A 17,153-nucleotide genomic window follows, 5' to 3' on the forward strand; every position below is an offset into this window, starting at 1 on the left:
ACAGCAGCCGTTACCCAAATAACGGATATGTACCCAGCCCCCCGCGACAACCAAAGAATTCAACCCATAAAAAGATGTGTAGATACCCATGCTGCGATAGCGGCGGATCAGTCAACACTCTACTGACTGACAGATTGCCATCTCAGGCAAGCCAGCTCCCCACATTCGAAGCGGCACCTAAGTACCGCTTTGTACTACCGCCCAACGCGCTTACTTACGCGCCGCCTCCCACGACTTGAGCAAATCGCTGTAAGCCACGGTCTCGCCTTTAGGCTTCTCATTGGCCAGTTTCGGCTTCGGCGCGCCCGGCTGGTCGAACCAGTACTGAGCATCACGCTCGGGGTTCATTTTCGGGCCACACACCGGCTGCACTTTAGAGCGCTCCAGGCGCGTCATGATCGCGTCCTGTTCCTTGGCCAGGTTATCCAACGCCTGCTGCGGGGTTTTCTCACCGCTGGCAGCCGCCGCGATGTTGCTCCACCACAGCTGCGCCAGGCGTGGATAGTCCGGCACGTTGGTGCCGGTCGGCGTCCACTCGACCCGCGCCGGGCTGCGGTAGAACTCCACCAAGCCACCAAGTTTGGGCGCCAGGTCGGTCATGGCCTGGGAGTTGATGTCGGACTCACGAATCGGCGTGAGGCCAACGATGGTTTTCTTCAGCGACACGGTTTTCGAGGTCACGAACTGTGCGTAAAGCCAGGCCGCGAGTTTCTGCTTCTCGGGGGTGGATTTGAGGAAAGTCCAGGAACCCACGTCCTGATAGCCCTTCTTCATGCCCTTTTCCCAATAAGGCCCGACCGGCGAGGGGGCCATGCGCCATTTCGGCGTGCCGTCCGCGTTCACCACCGGCAGGCCCGGCTTGGTCATGTCGGCGGTAAACGCGGTGTACCAGAAGATCTGCTGGGCGATGTTGCCCTGGGACGGCACCGGGCCGGATTCGGAGAAGGTCATGCCCGCCGCCTCCGGTGGTGCGTAGGCTTTCATCCAGTCCACGTATTTCTGCGTAGCGAATACGGCGGCCGGGCCGTTGGTGTCGCCGCCACGGGTCACGCTGGAGCCCACCGGGTGGCAGTCCTCCACACGAATGCCCCACTCGTCCACCGGCAAGCCGTTGGGCAGGCCTTTGTCGCCGCCACCGGCCATGGAGAACCAGGCATCGGTGAAGCGCCAGCCCAGGGACGGGTCTTTTTTGCCGTAGTCCATGTGCCCGTAGATGCGTTTGCCGTCGATTTCCTTGACGTCTTCGCTGAAGAATTTGGCAATGTCTTCATAGGCCGACCAGTTCACCGGGACGCCGAGTTCGTAACCGTATTTTTCCTTGAACTTGGCTTTCAGCTCCGGGCGCTCAAACCAATCGGCGCGGAACCAATAGAGGTTGGCAAATTGCTGGTCGGGCAGCTGGTAGATCTTGCCGTCCGGCGCGGTGGTGAAGGAGATGCCGATAAAGTCTTTGATATCCAGGGTCGGCGAGGTGAAGTCTTTGCCTTCGTTGGCCATCAGGTCGGTAATCGACTCGGTCTTGCCATAGCGAAAGTGCGTACCGATCAAGTCGGAATCGTTGACCCAGCCGTCATAAATGTTCTTGTCGGACTGCATCTGGGTTTGCAGCTTTTCCACCACGTCGCCTTCCTGCAGCAGGTCGTGGGTCAGCTTGATCCCAGTGATTTCGCTGAAGGCCTTGGCCAGCACCTTGGACTCGTACTCGTGGGTGGTGAGGGTTTCCGACACCACGTTGATCTTCATCCCACGGAACGGCTCGGCCGCCTTGATAAACCACTTCAACTCTTCGAGCTGTTGGGCTTCGGTGAGGGTGGACGGTTTGAACTCGCTGCCGATCCATTTTTTCGCCGCATCTTCATACGCATCGGCCCAGGCCGTGGCGCTCAAACCGCTGAGGGCCAGTACGGCGGCCAATGAAATGCTATGTCGCAGCTTATTGTTTTTATTCAACATAGAGACCTCCTGGTTAATTTCAAACGGGACTACAGACGCGACGCGCCCCTGAGTCTGTGCAGGCCCGAGCGTGTTGTGGCGAGGCAGCTTGCTCCCTCGCCACAACACGCTCGGGCCTGCACAGAACATGTCTAGCCCCAACGCATCACACTCAACAGCCACACCACAGACAGCGCGGACGCCGCCCAGATGCTCCAGTCGGTAACGCCGATCACCAATAAATGCAGGTAAGCGCTGCCGAGAAGACCGATAAACAAACGATCACCACGGGTGGTGCTGATCGGCAACACGCCGCGCCGCGGGATGCTCGGCGAGCGCAATTCCCACGTGGTCATGCCCACCAGCAACAGGGCAATACCGCCAAAGAACAACGCGGTGGGGGTGGTCCAGGCCATCCATTCCATCATCGACTCCTCAGACCCGGCCGAGGGCAAAGCCCTTGGCCACGTGGTTGCGAACAAACCAGATCACCAGCATGCCCGGCAGGATGGTCAACACCCCCGCCGCCGCCAGCACGCCCCAATCAATCCCTGAGGCTGACACCGTGCGGGTCATCACCGCCGCGATGGGCTTGGCGTTGACCGAGGTCAGGGTGCGCGCCAGCAGCAGCTCGACCCAGGAAAACATGAAGCAGAAAAACGCCGTCACACCGATGCCGGAGCCGATCAGCGGAATAAAAATCTTCACGAAAAACTTGGGAAACGAGTAGCCGTCGATGTAGGCGGTTTCGTCGATTTCCTTGGGCACCCCGGACATGAAGCCTTCAAGGATCCACACCGCCAACGGCACGTTGAACAGGCAATGGGCCAGGGCCACGGCGATGTGGGTATCAAACAACCCGATGGACGAATACAGCTGGAAAAACGGCAGCAGGAATACCGCCGGCGGCGCCATGCGGTTGGTCAGCAGCCAGAAGAACAAGTGCTTGTCACCCAGGAAACGGTAGCGCGAGAAGGCATACGCCGCCGGCAGCGCCACGCTCAGGGAAATCACGGTGTTCAGGCTGACGTAGTACAGCGAGTTGAGGTAGCCGGTGTACCAGCTCGGGTCGGTAAAGATCACCTTGTAGTTGGCCAAGGTGAAATCCTGCGGAAACAACGTCAGCCCGCCGAGGATTTCGGTGTTGCTCTTGAAGGACATGTTCAACAGCCAGTAGATAGGCACCAGCAGGAACAGGATGTAGATGAGTAAGGGTATTAGCTTGCGTTTGCTCATGTTGGCGGCCTCAGCGGTTGGCGTCGGAATGGGTCATGGCGGTGTAGAACAGCCAGGACACCAACAGGATGATCAGGAAGTACACCAGGGAAAACGCCGCCGCTGGGCCCAGGTCGAATTGGCCGACAGCCATCTGGGTCAGCGTCTGACTCAGAAAGGTAGTGGCGTTACCCGGCCCGCCACCGGTGAGCACGAAGGGCTCGGTGTAGATCATGAAACTGTCCATGAAGCGCAGCATCACCGCGATCAGCAGCACGCTTTTCATCTTCGGCAACTGGATATGTCGGAACACCGCCCAGGCGGACGCACGATCAATCCGCGCGGCCTGGTAGTACACATCCGGAATCGCCCGCAGCCCCGAGTAGCACAGCAGCGCCACGAGCGAGGTCCAGTGCCACACGTCCATCACCAGCACCGTGACCCACGCGTCCATGGTGTTGGCCGCGTAGTTGTAGCTGATGCCCAAAGCGTTGAGGCTGTAACCCAGCAAGCCAATGTCGGCGCGGCCGAAGATCTGCCAGATGGTGCCCACCACGTTCCACGGAATCAGCAGCGGAATCGCCAGAATAATCAGCACCAGCGACGACCAGCGGCCCTTGGTCGGCATGGTCAGGGCGATGGCGATACCCAGCGGGATTTCGATCAACAGCACGCAGGCCGAGTAGATGAACTGGCGCAGCAAGGAGTCGTGCAAACGCGGGTCGAGCAAGACCTGCTTGTACCAGTCGGCACCGACAAAGTAGCGGCTGGACTGGTCGAAGATGTCCTGCACCGAGTAGTTGACCACGGTCATCATCGGGATCACCGCACTGAACGCCACCAGCAGGAACACCGGCAACACCAGCCACCAGGCCTTGTTGTTCTGCACCTTGTTCATGGCTGCACCTCCAGCAGATAGTCATCGGCGTAGACCATCAGCCATTGCGCGGGGAAGCTGATCGAGGCTTTGCCTTCGGGCACCGGCTTGTCTTCGGCCAGGCGCACTTTCAACGGCGCGCCGTCGAGGTTGAGGGTCATGATCTTGTAGGTGCCAAGGTCTTCGACGTGAGTGACGTCGGCCTGCAGCGCGTCAGGGTTGTACTCGTCCCACACGTGGATAAATTCCGGGCGGATGCCCACCTGCAGTTTCTTGTAGCCGGTGTCGCGGATGCGCTGCTGCAACGCCTCGGACAAGGGCAACAGCGTCCCGGCAAAACGCACCCCGCCCGCCTCGGCCTGCACCTGGATCAGGTTCATCCCCGGGCTGCCGATGAAATAGCCGACAAACGTGTGGCTGGGCCGCTCGAACAACTCGCGCGGCGTACCGAACTGCACGATCTGCCCGCCGTACATCACCGCGATTTTGTCGGCAAAGGTCGAGGCTTCGAGCTGGTCGTGGGTCACGTAGACCATGGTGATATTGAACTGCTCGTGGATCTGTTTGAGCTTGCGCCGCAGCTTCCACTTCAGGTGCGGGTCGATCACCGTCAGCGGTTCATCGAACAGGATCGCCGACACGTCGTCGCGTACCAGGCCACGGCCCATGGAGACTTTCTGTTTTTCATCGGCCGTGAGGTTGCGCGCCTTTTTGCTCAGCAGGTTTTGCAGGTCGAGGACCTCGGCAATTTCCTGCACCTTGCTGTGAATTTTCGCCTCGGGCATGCCTTGGTTGCGCAGCGGAAAGGCCAGGTTATCGAACACGGTCATGGTGTCGTACACCACCGGGAACTGGAACACCTGGGCGATGTTGCGTTTTTCCGGGGTCAGGTCGTTGACCACTTTATGGTCGAACAGCACCTGGCCTTCCGACGGGCTGAGCAGGCCGGAGATGATGTTCAGCAAGGTCGACTTGCCGCACCCCGACGGCCCGAGCAAGGCGTAGGCGCCGCCCTGCTCCCACACATGGTTCATTTCCCGAATCGCGTAGTCCTCAGGGCCAGCCGGCGTAGGGCTGTAGCTGTGGGCAAGGTTCTGCAAATGGATCTCGGCCATCAGGCAACCCTCGCAACACGGCGCCCAGGGGCCTGGACCAAGCGGCCCTGGCCATCGAACACAAAGAGTTTATGGGTGGGGATATACACGCGGATCGGCGCGTCGACGTCGTACTCGTGTACGCCCGGCAGGTGCAGCACCAGCAGGAAATGCTCGCTGCGCACGTGCAGGAAAGTTTCCGAGCCGCTGATCTCAGCCACCTCCACGGTGACGGCCAGCTCCAGGTCATCGTCGTTGCTCGGCACCAGGCTGATATGGCTGGGGCGCACGCCAAAGCGGAACTCGCCCTCGCCGATGGGTCGCAGGTCGACGTTGAGCGGGAAGTGCACAAAGTTGGCGAAACTCACTTCATTGCCGCTGATACGTCCGGGCATCAGGTTAATCGGCGGCTCGGAAAACAGCTCGGCCGCCAGCACCGTCTGTGGCTGGTGGTACACCTCGGCAGCCTTGCCGCTCTGGATGACACGGCCTTCATGCAGGATGGTGGTGGTGCCGCCCAGGGCCAGGGCTTCGTTGGGTTCGGTGGTGGCGTAGATGGCAATGGTATGGCGCGCCTTGAACAGTTCGCGCATTTCCTGACGCAGTTCTTCGCGCAGTTTGTAGTCCAGGTTCACCAGCGGCTCGTCGAACAGGATCAGTTCGGCGTCTTTGACCAGCGCACGAGCCATGGCCGTGCGTTGCTGCTGGCCGCCCGACAGCTCCAGCGGGTGGCGCTGCAGGAACTTCTCGATGCGCAGCATCTTCGCGGTTTCCAGCACTTTGCTCTGGATCAGCTCGTTGGACACACCGGCCTGGCGCAACGGCGAGGCGATGTTCTCGAACACGGTCATGGTCGGGTAGTTGATGAACTGCTGGTAGACCATCGACACATTGCGCAGGCGTACCGGCTTTTGCGTGACGTCCACGCCGTTCATCAGGATGCGGCCGCTGTCGGGCTTGTCCAGGCCAGCCATCAGGCGCATCAGGCTGGTCTTGCCGGACAGGGTGCGGCCGAGCAACACGTTGAAGGAACCGGCTTCGAAACGCAGGTTGGCGTCGTCGATCCAGGTTTGGCCTTCGACGACGCGGGAGACATGTTCCAGGGTCAATGACATGACACGCCCTTTTTATTATTGGAATGAATCTGGCAACCCTGCAGAGCGAGTTTCGTGCCAGAACTGGCAGGTGGTTGATCTGTAAGGAGATGGGTCAAATACGCTGTTCAGGCATGAACACGAGTGAACACCCCTGGCTGAACAACTGAACAGGCGCGGGGTTGACAATGAACAGTTGTGAACAACAATTGATGGGCGACACAGATCTAAAGGTGGGAGCGGGCTTGCCCGCTCCCACCTGTTTAAAACTGCTCCTCCAGCAGATTGACCCCACAACAATAAAAATGAAGGTCGCCCCATGGCCGAACCCTTGGCTCACGACACCCTTATCCAGGAGTCCTGGCGGCGTTGCCGCGCATTTGGCCTGGACCACCAGAGCACGCCCAGCTTCGACCAACTGCCCGCCGAGGGCATCAGCCAGTTATTGGAAAGCCAGCATTCGCTGGTGCAGACCACCCATCAGGAAGTGCTGCCCTACTACGAAAACATCCTGAGCAATTCCAACTGCCTGATCATGCTGGCCGACAACCAGGGCCAGGTCCTGACTTCGTGGGGCACCCAGCGGTTTATCGAGCCGAAACTGGCGCGCGGTTTCAGTGCCGGCGCCAGTTGGCAGGAGCGCAGCAGCGGCACCAACGCGATCGGCACCGCGCTCGCCTGCGCGCAGGCGGTGCATATCGAGCATGACGAACACTTCCTCAAGGCCAACCGCTTCATGACCGGCTCGGCGGCGCCGATCTTCGATGCCCAGCGCGAAATCATCGCGGTGCTGGACGTGTCCAGCGACAGCTACCTGCCGCCCTCCCACACCTTGGGCATGGTCAAGATGATGAGCCAGACCGTGGAAAACCGGCTGATCCTCAACCTGTTTCGCGGCGAGCACTTCCAACTGACCTTCAACACCGGCCTGAACAACCTCGACAGCCAATGGGCGGGCTTGCTGATTTTTGACGAGAGCGGCCAAGTGCTGTCGGCCAACCGTCGCGCGGATAATTTGCTGGGCATTAGCCTGTCGCGGGTGCTGATCGACAGTTTGTTCAAGGTGTCGCTGCTGGAGCTGTTGAATCAGCCGGAAGGCATGCCGTTCTCGCTGCAAGCGGCGGGACGCAATCGGTTTCAGTGTTTATTGAAGCGGCCGAAGAAAATGCCGGTGCAGGCGCGCGTGTTCAGTGAGCCCAAGCTCAGCAAAACGGCCCCCGCAAAACCGACGTCGATCGGCCTCAACACCCTGCATTTTGGCGATGTGCGCGTGGAAAAAGCCGTGCGTCAGGCCGTGCGCCTGCTGGAAAAGGACATTCCGCTGCTGATTCACGGGGAGACCGGCGTCGGCAAAGAGGTGTTTGTCAAAGCCCTGCACCAGGCCAGCTCGCGCAGCGCGCAGGCGTTTATCGCGGTGAACTGTGCGGCGATTCCGGCGGAATTGGTCGAATCGGAACTGTTCGGCTATGAAAAAGGCGCCTTCACCGGCGCCAATCAGAAAGGCAGCATCGGCCTGATCCGCAAGGCAGACAAAGGCACGCTGTTCCTGGATGAGATCGGCGATATGCCGCTGCCGACCCAGGCCCGCCTGCTGCGCGTGCTGCAGGAACGCTGCGTGCAACCGGTGGGCAGCAGCGAGCTGTTCCCGGTGGACTTGCGGATCATCTCCGCCACCAACCGCGCGCTACGCGAATGGGTACAGGCCGGGCGCTTTCGCGAGGATTTGTATTACCGCATCGGCGGCCTGACCCTGGAGCTGCCGCCGCTGCGTGAACGTACCGACAAACAGGCGCTGTTCCAGCAGTTGTGGCAGCAGCACCGCGAACCGACCCAATGGGCCGGGCTGAGCAGCGAGGTGCTGGCGTTGTTCGAGCAGCACCCGTGGCCGGGGAATTTGCGCCAGGTAAGCAGCGTGTTGCAGGTGGCGCTGGCGATGGCCGAGGAGCAGCCGGTGCGCCCGGAGCATTTGCCGGATGATTTTTTCGTGGACTTGAAGGTGACGGCGCCATTACCTGCCAGCGAGTTTCTCGAGGATGGCATCGACCTGACGCAACGCCTGAAGGCGGCGGGCGGGAACATTTCCCACTTGGCGCGGGAACTGGGCGTCAGCCGCAATACGCTGTACAAGCGCCTGCGGCAGCACGAAAGCTGACTTAGCGCGGCAGGTCTGCACCCGTGGTGTTTTTTTGGGCGTTACATGCCAGTGGTTGTGGCGAGTGGGAGCTGTTGTGGCAAGTGGGCCTCCTGTTCCGAGCGGGCTTCCTGTGGCGAGCGGGTCATACAGGTGTTGCTTAACGCCAGCGCCACGACACGCCGGTGTAGATGCCCCGCCCGTCTGCCGGTGTGGACCGCGCCATATCCAGGCCCTTGTCGTCGTAACCCGGTGTGACGGTGTTGGCGTAGCGACGGTTGGTGAGGTTGCGCACGTCGACCCAGGCTTGCCAGTCCTGCTTGGGCGCGTCGTAGCCAAAGGTGGCGCCGAGGGTGGTGTAGGCCGCCGCGTAGTAGGTGTTGGCGTAGTCCACCGCCACGCGGGATGAATGCTCGGTGTTGAGGCTGGTGTAGAAACCCGTCGGGTGGCTGTAGCGCAGTTGCGCCTGGTAGTAGTGCTTGGGGATGCCCGGCAAGGTGTTGTCGCCGAAACGCTCGTCGTCGCGATAGTGGAAATCGCTGTAGGTGTAGGCCTGGCGCAGGGCCAACTGACCGTTGCGACCGCCGTCCCAGAGTGGGCTGAGCACGCTCAATTCTAAGCCTTGGTGCACCGTGGGGCTGGCGTTGGCTTCGGCGATGATCGCGCTGCTATTGATCGTTGCTGCCTGGGTTTCCACCGTGAGCAATTCGTGGCGCACTTCGGAGCGGTACAGCGCCAGGTCCCACTGGCCGAACCACTGCTCGCCTCGCCCGCCGAACTCCAGGGTGGTAGCGGTTTGGTTGCGCAAGCTGACGCCTTCACGTTGCAACCCAGTGGCCGGACCGCTGCCTTTGGGAAAGTATTTATTCGAACCCCAAATCATCGACCACGCATGCGGCGGCTCGACCGAGCGGCTGAGGTTGCCGTACACCTGCAATTGCGGGGTGAAGTCATAGCGCAGGCCGATACGCGGGGCGTAGTCCCAATCATGTTGGCTGAGCGGCGCCTGCCCTTCGGGGTAAGTGACCTGGGTTTCGCGGCGGGTGTAGATCGCGGCCAGGCCGGTGGTCAGCCATAGGTCCGGTACCAACTCCAGATCGTTGCCGATATGCAGCACGGTGTCCGAGCCGAGATAGCTGTAATCGCGCGTCTTGGTGCCGGGCGCGTAAATGGCGGTGTTACCGGCAGGCGTACGCACATATTCCGAGGCACCGTTATTCGGCATCGCCTGGGTGGTGCGCAGGCCAACCGTGGTTTTACTGTCGTGGCCGAACACGGTGTCCTGGCGGATGTAATTCAGGGTGCCGCTGATATCGGTGTAGGCGACTTTCAGGCGGTTGGTGCCCTCGCGCAGGTCCATCGGGTAGTCGTGATAGGCCAGCCCGACCTCGACGCGGGCATTGTCATCCAACTGCAAGGTGGTCTTGTTGGCGATCCACGTGGAGCCTGGCTGCAGGCGTTTGGAATCACGGGCGGCGTTAAGGCTGTTGGCGGCCGTTGGCGTGTGGCTGATCTGGTAACGCGTCAGCTTGCCGGGCGTGTCGTTGGTGGTTTCGCGGTAACGCAAATAGAACCGCGTCTCCAGGTCCGGGTTGAAACGGTAGCCGAAGTTGGCCGCCACGCCCTTGCCCGTGCCGGCGCTCTGGTGCTGGTAGCCGTCGGACTCCGAGTCGGTGAGGCTGATGTAGTAGTCGGCATCGCCCAGCACCTGCCCGGAGCTGATCTCGCGCTGGGCATAACCGCGACTGCCCACTTCGTAACGTACTTGCAGCGTGGGCGCGTCATAGCCGGTGCGCGTCACGTAGTTGACCGCGCCACCCAAGGCCAGCGCGCCCTGATCAAAGCCGTTGGCGCCGCGCAGCACCTCGACGCGGCTTTGCCACAGCGGGTCTTTGAGTTCATACGGCGTACCGCCGGGGCCGGTGAGCGGCAAACCGTCGAACATTTCATACAAGCCAGAGGCGTGGGAACCCGGGCTGCGGTTCAAGCCCGAACCGCGGATCGAGAGTTTCACGCCTTCATTGTTGGCCGCCTTGGCGTACACCCCGGCCTGGTACTTGAACACATCCTCGTTGGTGCTGACCCGGCCCTGCTGCACGCTGTTCATGTCGATGTAGTGAGTGCCGCCGGGCACGCTCTTGAGTTGCGCCTGGGCCACTTCACCTGCGCTGGCTTCGCTGCCGGTGACCTCGACCGGCGCCAGTTGCAGTGCGTCGGCGTGCACCAGCGAACTCAAGGTCAGGGTGGCAAAAAGCAGCGGAGGTTGACGCAACAACATGGGCAAGTCCTTCGAATTCGGGGGCGTGACAGGCACAGACCAAGTGGGCGGCCATCACACGAACAGTGATGGGAAGCCAGGCAGGCCTGCCAGGTCACGCCTGATTAACGGACCAGCCCCTTCCCACAACAGCGTCCGACGCGTTTTTTTAAGTCCAAAAACGAATTAACACATGCAAACTCAGTATTTAAAGAAATAACCGCTACACATTACTGTGGAGCCATTGAGTCATTTACGTGGGCCAACCAGGCCCCAAGAGATCGCCCCCATGCAAACATCCGCCACCGTCATCGACTTCACCCTCCACCGTAAACGCCGCCAGGCACGTGCAGCGGCCGAGTTGATGTGGGCGATGTACGCGGCGCGTGCCGGGCTTGCGGTGTTTACCGTACAGGCGGCGCCGTCCAGTGATACGCGCCGGGCGTAACGCCGATGAATTTCCTACACGTGCTTGCCGAACCGCCCGAACCCCTTCCAAAGCCCGGCCTTGATGATGACGACACCAGCCTGTGTGTCGCGCAGAACCTGCAACGCCTACGCAGCAAACGCCACCTCTCCTTGGACGGCCTGGCGCGTGCCTGCGGCGACAGCCGGGCGATGCTGGCGCAGATCGAATCCGGCCGCAGCGTGCCGTCGATCAAGGTGCTGTGCAAAATCGCCAAGGGTTTGAAGGTGTCGGTGGCGGCCTTTCTGGAAGACCGTGCCTTTGAAGGTGTCGAGGTGTTGCCGGCGCAACAGAGCAAACGCCTGGTGAGTGCCGACGGCACGTTCGTCAGCCGTGCGTTGTTTCCCTACGACACGGCACGCCAATCTGAATTCTATGAAATACGCCTGCGGGCCCTCGGCGAAGAAGTGTCCGAAGGCCATGGCCCCGGCATCCAGGAAAACCTGGTGGTGGCCCAAGGTGTGCTGGAAGTCAGCGTCAACGATGAGCGCTACCTGCTGTCCACCGGCGACTCGATTCTGTTCTACGCCGACCAGCCCCACCGCTACCGCAACCCGGCAGACAGTGAGGCGGTGGCGTTCTTGGTGATCACCTACCCGGAACGTCTGGACTGAATGCAAAACGCCCCGAATCATCGGGGCGTTTTTTATGCTGCGGGATCTATCAGCAAGTGCAGCACATCATCGGCATGCCGTTGCAGCTCATCATCATCGGCATCGCGCAGTCGTTCATCAGCTTGTTCATCAGCATGCAGCAGTTTTCCATCATGGCCATGCTCATGCCAGGCATCGGCATCATTTTGCACTGCAGGCTGTCGCCCATCAGGATGCATTCCATCATGCACTTCATCATCGGCATCGACATGCCCATGGCCATCATCGGCATGTTCATGTCAGTCATCATTTTCATGGCGTCGGCCGACATGCACATCATGGTCATGTTGGCGCACTGCATCATCATCGGCATACCGCAGTTCATCATCATCGCCATCATTTCGGCGTTGGTCTTGAACTGAGCCATGTCCATCCCGGCCGCAGGCTTCATGGTGCACATCATGGCGCCGCCGGCCATTTCACATTGCAGGGTGGCCATCATCATCGGCATGCCCATCATCGGCATCATTGGCATGGAGGTGTTCATCGGCATCTGCATTGCATTCATCATGTTCGAAACTCCGTAATCGACAGCAAATGGCTAAGGTCTGGCGCCGATTCTAGAGACGCCGGGCAGCGGCGCAAGACGGCGGCAGAGCAGCAAAAATGGCTGTTCGGGGGCAAGCTTAGTTAATCAGAACAGCTGCGCAGGCTGTGATGACGGACGGAGCGTTGCTACGACGTCTAAACACTCTTGTTTATGCCGATAAACGTCGCTGTGGATATGCGATTCAGGTCTTGAGACCAACCGTAAGGAAATAAACGATCTAAACAGTGTTTAAAAAACCACGCCCTTCGTCGTATCGGCCCCACGTTCCAACGCGCACATTAAATCATCCGCCTCCGTTCCCGCTGGGAACCTGAACCCAAGCATCTCATCGCACGCCAGAATATCGGCGAGCGTTTCAAGCAGCTGCGCCTCGGTGGGCGCGTCGCGTAGCAGTTTGTGTGCGGGCAATAGCACCTCGGCGGGGACGCCTTGAGCACTCGCCACGTCGATCACGGCAAACAGGATAAATCGCAGGCGAATTTCGCGTTCAGTAGGCCAAACCGTTTTTTGCTTACCCAAGTCAGGCACTCATCATTAGGAAAAGTCCGAGGCTATGGCCGACCGGGAGGTGTTTCAAGCAGAGGAAGGCAAGATAGGCCACTTCCTACATAAGAGAGAGAAACGCCGTACTGGCTTAAACACAATGTGTTTTGCCCATTCAGATCAGTCGGGGCATGGCGCGCGCTCGAAGGGTTACACTTGCGGCTTTTTGACCACCAGGATGTACCGCATGACGACGACAAAGCAGCGAATTTCCCTGGCCTTCAGCCTTCTATGGCGCACGCTTGTTGTGTATTCGCTGTTTGCCGTGCTGCTCGGCCTGGCGCTGCGTCTATTCGTGTTTCCCAGCGAAGGTTTCCTGCGGGTCCAACCGACAGTCGTGTACGGCTTATTCGCGCTGCTGCTCGTGGCCCTGGAAGTGGGATGCCGCGTCAATCTGCTGCGCGGCGTGTTCGGCGGGCAGTTGCAACGCTCACCGGCGCAATGGCGAACCTTCACCCTGCACCTTTCACTGCTGTTTATCGGCCTGGCCATCGTCAACGCGCTGATTGCCTTTTTTGCGCCATTTGATGTGCAGCTGTACTACAAAGCCTACGGTGCCTCGCCGCTGTTTATCGGCGGCGTGCTGGCTGTCGGCTGGCGCCAACCGGCATAAACGCTTACTGCACCGGCAGGAAATTCATCAGCAGCAAGCTCTGCGCGTAATTCAGTGCGACACGCCGGTAACGCTCATCAAGCATCTGCGCGAGCAGGTCCAGGCGCGCGACCACTTTGCCGAACTCAACGGCAAAACTTAAGTTGCTGCCCTCCTCCGAGATCTCATTGGAAAACAGCAGCAATACGCCATTAGCGTCCTGGCGTTGGCTGAGCAGCCAGGTGGCTTTCTCGATATTGCGCGCGGCGTTGCTGACAAACTGCGGGTTGATCGAGTCGGTGATATAAAACTGGGTGCGGCCACCGTGGGCCGTCACGAGCATGCTGCCGATGGCATAGATAAACGCGCCGACCCGGTCGCCGCGAAACTCCGGGCTCAACGAATAGCTCAATGCCGCCAGGTCACGCCGGTCCCCCAGCGCAGGCAAGGGTTGACGGTTTTCGATGGCCTGGCGAATCTCCCGCGCAGCACTCACCGCATCCGTGTAACCCGATTGCCGCCACTGGCTGGGGTTGCGCAAGTAGAGCTTGTTCATCAGCAGGTACAGGCTTTGCAGGTTGGCGCGCATGCTTAAGGTCGCCATGCGATCGACGCTGGTTTGAAAAAATTCGTCGGGTTTGCCCTCGCTGAACTGCTTGGCGATATCGCGGCCTGCCTGCTGGCTGCAGCCGCTCGCACAGAGCACAAACACCGCCGCCATCAGCAGCGGCCATCGGGTGATAAAAGCAATTAACGTTCGATCCATCGGCACCGGGTCTGGCTGCTGTCCACGCGCAGAATGGGCGTGGTCGTGACAGGGATAGATCAGAAGAATGAAAAAAAGTGCAGCGCGCGGGCGTAGATCAGTAAAGGACTACAAGTCCGTAGGCCAGAAGCTGTGGTGCAATCCTGTTGAATACTTGCCTAATCCTCCGGACTTTCCGGCGATTGGATAGATAGGCCTTGCCGCGTGGTCTAGAGTTCAACGATGGGCGACCAATCGCCTGGCACTTATAAGAAAAGCCACACCAACCGTTGATCAGCAGGTGAACCATGCAATTACGTATCAACCAAAAGGCCTACGAGGTCGATGCCGACGCGGACACACCGTTACTCTGGGTAATCCGCGATGATCTGGGGCTGACCGGCACTAAATACGGGTGCGGCCTGGCCCAATGCGGCGCCTGCTCGGTGCTGGTGGACGGCAACGTGGTGCGCTCCTGCGTGACGCCGGTGGCAGGCGTGGTCGGCCGCGAGATCACTACCATCGAGGCGATTGAAGCCGATGACGTGGGCAAGCGCGTGGTCGCGGCCTGGGTCGAGCATCAAGTGGCGCAGTGCGGTTACTGCCAGTCCGGCCAGGTGATGGCCGCCACCGCGCTGCTCAAGCACACCCCGGCGCCCAGCGATGCGCAGATTGAAGCGGCGATGATCAACCTGTGCCGCTGCGGCACCTACAACGCGATCCGCACCGCCGTGCATGATTTGGCCAAGGAGCGCGTCTGATGAGCACGCCCAAGGCATTCTTCGACGCGCCCCTGAGCGAACCGGTCAACCTGTCGCGCCGACACTTCCTGGCCAGTACCGCCGTGGGCGCGCTGGTGATCGGCTTTGGCCTGCCACTGGGCTCGGCCAGGGTTTACGCCGCCACGGCCAACCCGGCAGAACGCGGCACCCAGGTGCCGGCATTTCTGGAGATCCGCCCCGACGGCAGCGTGCGCCTGCTCAGCCCCTTCATGGAAGGCGGGCAAGGCACCCACACCGCGATGGCGCAGATTGTCGGTGAAGAACTGGACGCCGACCCCGCCACCTTCATCGTCGAGGCCGCGCCGCCCGGCGAGGCGTATGTGGTGATGGAAAACGGTATGCGCATCACCGGCGGCAGCATGTCGGTGCGCATGAGCTACCCGACCATGCGCCGCCTCGGCGCCCTGGCCCGCGCGATGCTGCTGCAAGCCGGCGCCGAGCAGCTCGGTGTACCGGTGGCGCAGTTGACCACCCAACCCGGCCGCGTGGTGCATGCCGCGTCCGGTCGCTCGCTGGGCTACGGTGAACTGGCCGGGCGCGCCTTGGACATGCCAGTGCCCGATCCGGCCACTATCACGCTGCGCGACCCGAGCCAGTTCCGCTGGATCGGCAAGCCGGTGAAACGCCTGGATGCCTACGACAAATCCACCGGCAAGGCGCAATACAGCATCGACATCAAAGTCGACGGCATGCTCCACGCCGCCGTCCAGCATGCGCCACGCCTGGGCATGACCGTGGGCAGCCTGCGTAACCAGGCGCAGGTCGAAGCCATGAAAGGCGTGCACTCGGTGCATCAACTGCCCGGCGCCGTGGCCGTGGTGGCCGAACGCTGGTGGCACGCCAAGCGCGCGGTGGAAGCCCTACAAGTGGAATGGCTGGAAGCCGCTGCGGACTCGACCCTACGCGCGATGCCGGCGGATTTTTCCAGCGACAAATACCGCGACTTCCTCGCCGCCCAGCAAGGCCCGGCCCGCGACGATGAAAACGAAGGCGATGTAGCCGGTGCGCTGGCAAACGCCAAAACCAAGGTCGAAGCAACCTACCATAACCAGTACGTCAACCACGCCCAGTTGGAGCCGCCGTCGGCATTGGCACGCTTCAACCCCGACGACACGCTGGAAGTCTGGCTGCCCAACCAAGCGCCGGATATGTTCCGCGCCGACATGGCCAAGCGCACCGGCCTCGACCCGGCGAAGATCACCCTGCATTCACCTCTGCTGGGCGGCTTTTTCGGCCGACACTTTTTGTATGACTCGGCCAACCCTTACCCGCAGGCCATCGCGCTGGCCAAGGCCGTCGGCCGCCCGGTCAAGCTGATCTGGAGCCGTGAGGAAGAGTTCCTGCGCGACGTGCTCCGCCCGGTCGCCGTGGTCAAGTTCCGCGCGGCGCTGGACGCCCAAGGGTTCCCGCTGGCGATTGAAGCCGTGAGCGCCACCGAAGGCCCCAGCGAAGCCATTGCCGGCAAACAGGGCGACAAAATCGACCCCACGGCCCTCGAAGGGCTGTCGGGCAAAAGCTACGCGATCCCCAACAAGCGTATCGCGCAGATCTACGTCAAAGGCCCGACCATGCTCGGCTACTGGCGCTCGGTGGGCAATTCGCTGAATGACTTCTTCTACGAAGCGTTCCTCGATGAACTGGCCGACAAAGGTGGGCACGACCCGTACGAGCTACGCCTGCACTTGCTACGCGACAACAAGCGGCTGACCACCCTGCTGCAAGCGGTGGGCGAGTTGTCCGGCGGCTGGAAGCGTGGCCCCTACACCGCAGAAGACGGCAGCCGCCGCGCGCGTGGCGTGGCCATGGCGTCACCGTTCGGCTCCCACGCTGCCGTGGTTGCCGAAGTGTCGATCGAAAACGGCCAGGTCAAGGTGCACCACATCTGGGAAGCCATCGACCCGGGCAGCATCGTCAACCCGGCGATCATCGAAGCGCAGGTTAATGGCGCGGTGGCCCTGGGCCTGTCGCAAACCTTGCTGGAGGAAGCGGTGTACGTCGACGGCAAACCACGGGCGCGCAACTACGACCTGTACCCGATCCTGCCTATGTCGCGAATGGCGCAGGTGCACGTGAAGATCGTCGAGAGTGGCGAAAAAATGGGCGGTATCGGTGAACCACCACTGCCTGCCGTGGCGCCGGCCGTGGCCAATGCGGTGGCGCACCTGACGGGCCAGCGCATCCGCAGCCTGCCTTTGAGCCGATACACTTTCGCCTGACCGACA

At 60.9% G+C, this 17,153-nt stretch carries 16 protein-coding genes; 6 read left to right on the forward strand and 10 right to left on the reverse strand.

Going from position 1 to position 17,153, the window contains the following annotated elements:
- Positions 1–210: 210 nt before the first annotated feature.
- The 6 genes from ACI77I_RS07330 to ACI77I_RS07355 all read right to left on the reverse strand — a co-directional run bounded on the left by ACI77I_RS07330 (position 211) and on the right by ACI77I_RS07355 (position 6,233).
- Positions 211–1,953 carry an ABC transporter substrate-binding protein gene (locus tag ACI77I_RS07330; RefSeq protein WP_263274884.1) on the reverse strand — a complete coding sequence of 581 codons (1,743 nt, stop codon included), beginning with the start codon at positions 1,951–1,953 and terminating at the stop codon, positions 211–213.
- Positions 1,954–2,084: 131 nt separating this feature from the next.
- The gene (locus ACI77I_RS07335) at positions 2,085–2,357 is read right to left on the reverse strand and encodes a DUF2160 domain-containing protein (RefSeq protein WP_094951503.1); all 273 of its coding nucleotides are present in this window, start codon (positions 2,355–2,357) and stop codon (positions 2,085–2,087) included.
- A 10-nt stretch (positions 2,358–2,367) separates the two neighbouring features.
- Positions 2,368–3,168, reverse strand: coding sequence for a carbohydrate ABC transporter permease (locus ACI77I_RS07340; protein WP_003232361.1), 801 nt, complete (start codon positions 3,166–3,168; stop codon positions 2,368–2,370).
- Positions 3,169–3,178: 10 nt separating this feature from the next.
- On the reverse strand, positions 3,179–4,045 hold the full coding sequence (locus ACI77I_RS07345) for a carbohydrate ABC transporter permease (protein ID WP_025858174.1): 867 nt from the start codon (positions 4,043–4,045) through the stop codon (positions 3,179–3,181).
- Positions 4,042–5,139 carry an ABC transporter ATP-binding protein gene (locus tag ACI77I_RS07350; protein ID WP_094951504.1) on the reverse strand — a complete coding sequence of 366 codons (1,098 nt, stop codon included), beginning with the start codon at positions 5,137–5,139 and terminating at the stop codon, positions 4,042–4,044. Before ACI77I_RS07350 ends, ACI77I_RS07345 begins: the two co-directional genes overlap by 4 nt.
- Positions 5,139–6,233: an ABC transporter ATP-binding protein gene (locus ACI77I_RS07355; RefSeq protein ID WP_090402916.1), complete on the reverse strand. Its 1,095-nt coding sequence runs from the start codon at positions 6,231–6,233 to the stop codon at positions 5,139–5,141. Before ACI77I_RS07355 ends, ACI77I_RS07350 begins: the two co-directional genes overlap by 1 nt.
- 298 nt (positions 6,234–6,531) lie before the next feature.
- Between ACI77I_RS07355 and ACI77I_RS07360 the strand changes: the two genes are divergently transcribed.
- Entirely contained in the window at positions 6,532–8,364 is a 1,833-nt protein-coding gene (locus ACI77I_RS07360; protein ID WP_094951506.1) for a sigma-54-dependent Fis family transcriptional regulator, read from the forward strand.
- A gap of 139 nt (positions 8,365–8,503) precedes the next feature.
- Here ACI77I_RS07360 and ACI77I_RS07365 read toward each other — a convergent pair whose 3' ends face one another.
- Positions 8,504–10,621: a TonB-dependent receptor family protein gene (locus ACI77I_RS07365; RefSeq protein WP_406997229.1), complete on the reverse strand. Its 2,118-nt coding sequence runs from the start codon at positions 10,619–10,621 to the stop codon at positions 8,504–8,506.
- Between the two features lie 268 nt (positions 10,622–10,889).
- Here ACI77I_RS07365 and ACI77I_RS07370 point away from each other — a divergent pair, with 268 nt between their 5' ends.
- Together ACI77I_RS07370 and ACI77I_RS07375 are read left to right on the forward strand one after the other, a co-directional pair.
- Positions 10,890–11,048, forward strand: coding sequence for a hypothetical protein (locus ACI77I_RS07370; RefSeq protein ID WP_176462952.1), 159 nt, complete (start codon positions 10,890–10,892; stop codon positions 11,046–11,048).
- Between the two features lie 5 nt (positions 11,049–11,053).
- Positions 11,054–11,680 carry a helix-turn-helix domain-containing protein gene (locus ACI77I_RS07375; RefSeq protein ID WP_406997230.1) on the forward strand — a complete coding sequence of 209 codons (627 nt, stop codon included), beginning with the start codon at positions 11,054–11,056 and terminating at the stop codon, positions 11,678–11,680.
- Between the two features lie 49 nt (positions 11,681–11,729).
- On the opposite strand, the gene ACI77I_RS07380 is transcribed toward ACI77I_RS07375, so the two are convergent.
- Positions 11,730–12,230 carry a hypothetical protein gene (locus tag ACI77I_RS07380; RefSeq protein ID WP_406997231.1) on the reverse strand — a complete coding sequence of 167 codons (501 nt, stop codon included), beginning with the start codon at positions 12,228–12,230 and terminating at the stop codon, positions 11,730–11,732.
- Between the two features lie 267 nt (positions 12,231–12,497).
- Positions 12,498–12,788, reverse strand: coding sequence for a hypothetical protein (locus ACI77I_RS07385; RefSeq protein ID WP_094951509.1), 291 nt, complete (start codon positions 12,786–12,788; stop codon positions 12,498–12,500).
- Positions 12,789–12,999: 211 nt separating this feature from the next.
- On the opposite strand from ACI77I_RS07385, the gene ACI77I_RS07390 reads away from it, so the two are divergent.
- Complete coding sequence (locus tag ACI77I_RS07390; protein ID WP_176462954.1) at positions 13,000–13,425, forward strand: septation protein IspZ; 426 nt, start codon at positions 13,000–13,002, stop codon at positions 13,423–13,425.
- A 4-nt stretch (positions 13,426–13,429) separates the two neighbouring features.
- Here ACI77I_RS07390 and ACI77I_RS07395 read toward each other — a convergent pair whose 3' ends face one another.
- Positions 13,430–14,170 (reverse strand): hypothetical protein, encoded by a 741-nt coding sequence (locus ACI77I_RS07395; protein ID WP_094951511.1) that lies wholly within the window; start codon positions 14,168–14,170, stop codon positions 13,430–13,432.
- Positions 14,171–14,457: 287 nt separating this feature from the next.
- Between ACI77I_RS07395 and ACI77I_RS07400 the strand changes: the two genes are divergently transcribed.
- Both ACI77I_RS07400 and ACI77I_RS07405 read left to right on the forward strand, forming a co-directional pair.
- The gene (locus ACI77I_RS07400; protein ID WP_094951512.1) at positions 14,458–14,910 is read left to right on the forward strand and encodes a (2Fe-2S)-binding protein; all 453 of its coding nucleotides are present in this window, start codon (positions 14,458–14,460) and stop codon (positions 14,908–14,910) included.
- Positions 14,910–17,147: a molybdopterin cofactor-binding domain-containing protein gene (locus ACI77I_RS07405; protein ID WP_406997232.1), complete on the forward strand. Its 2,238-nt coding sequence runs from the start codon at positions 14,910–14,912 to the stop codon at positions 17,145–17,147. The genes ACI77I_RS07400 and ACI77I_RS07405 overlap by 1 nt, the downstream gene beginning before the upstream one ends.
- Positions 17,148–17,153: the final 6 nt, after the last annotated feature.

This window comes from Pseudomonas sp. D47 (assembly GCF_045447305.1).
Lineage (GTDB): Bacteria > Pseudomonadota > Gammaproteobacteria > Pseudomonadales > Pseudomonadaceae > Aquipseudomonas.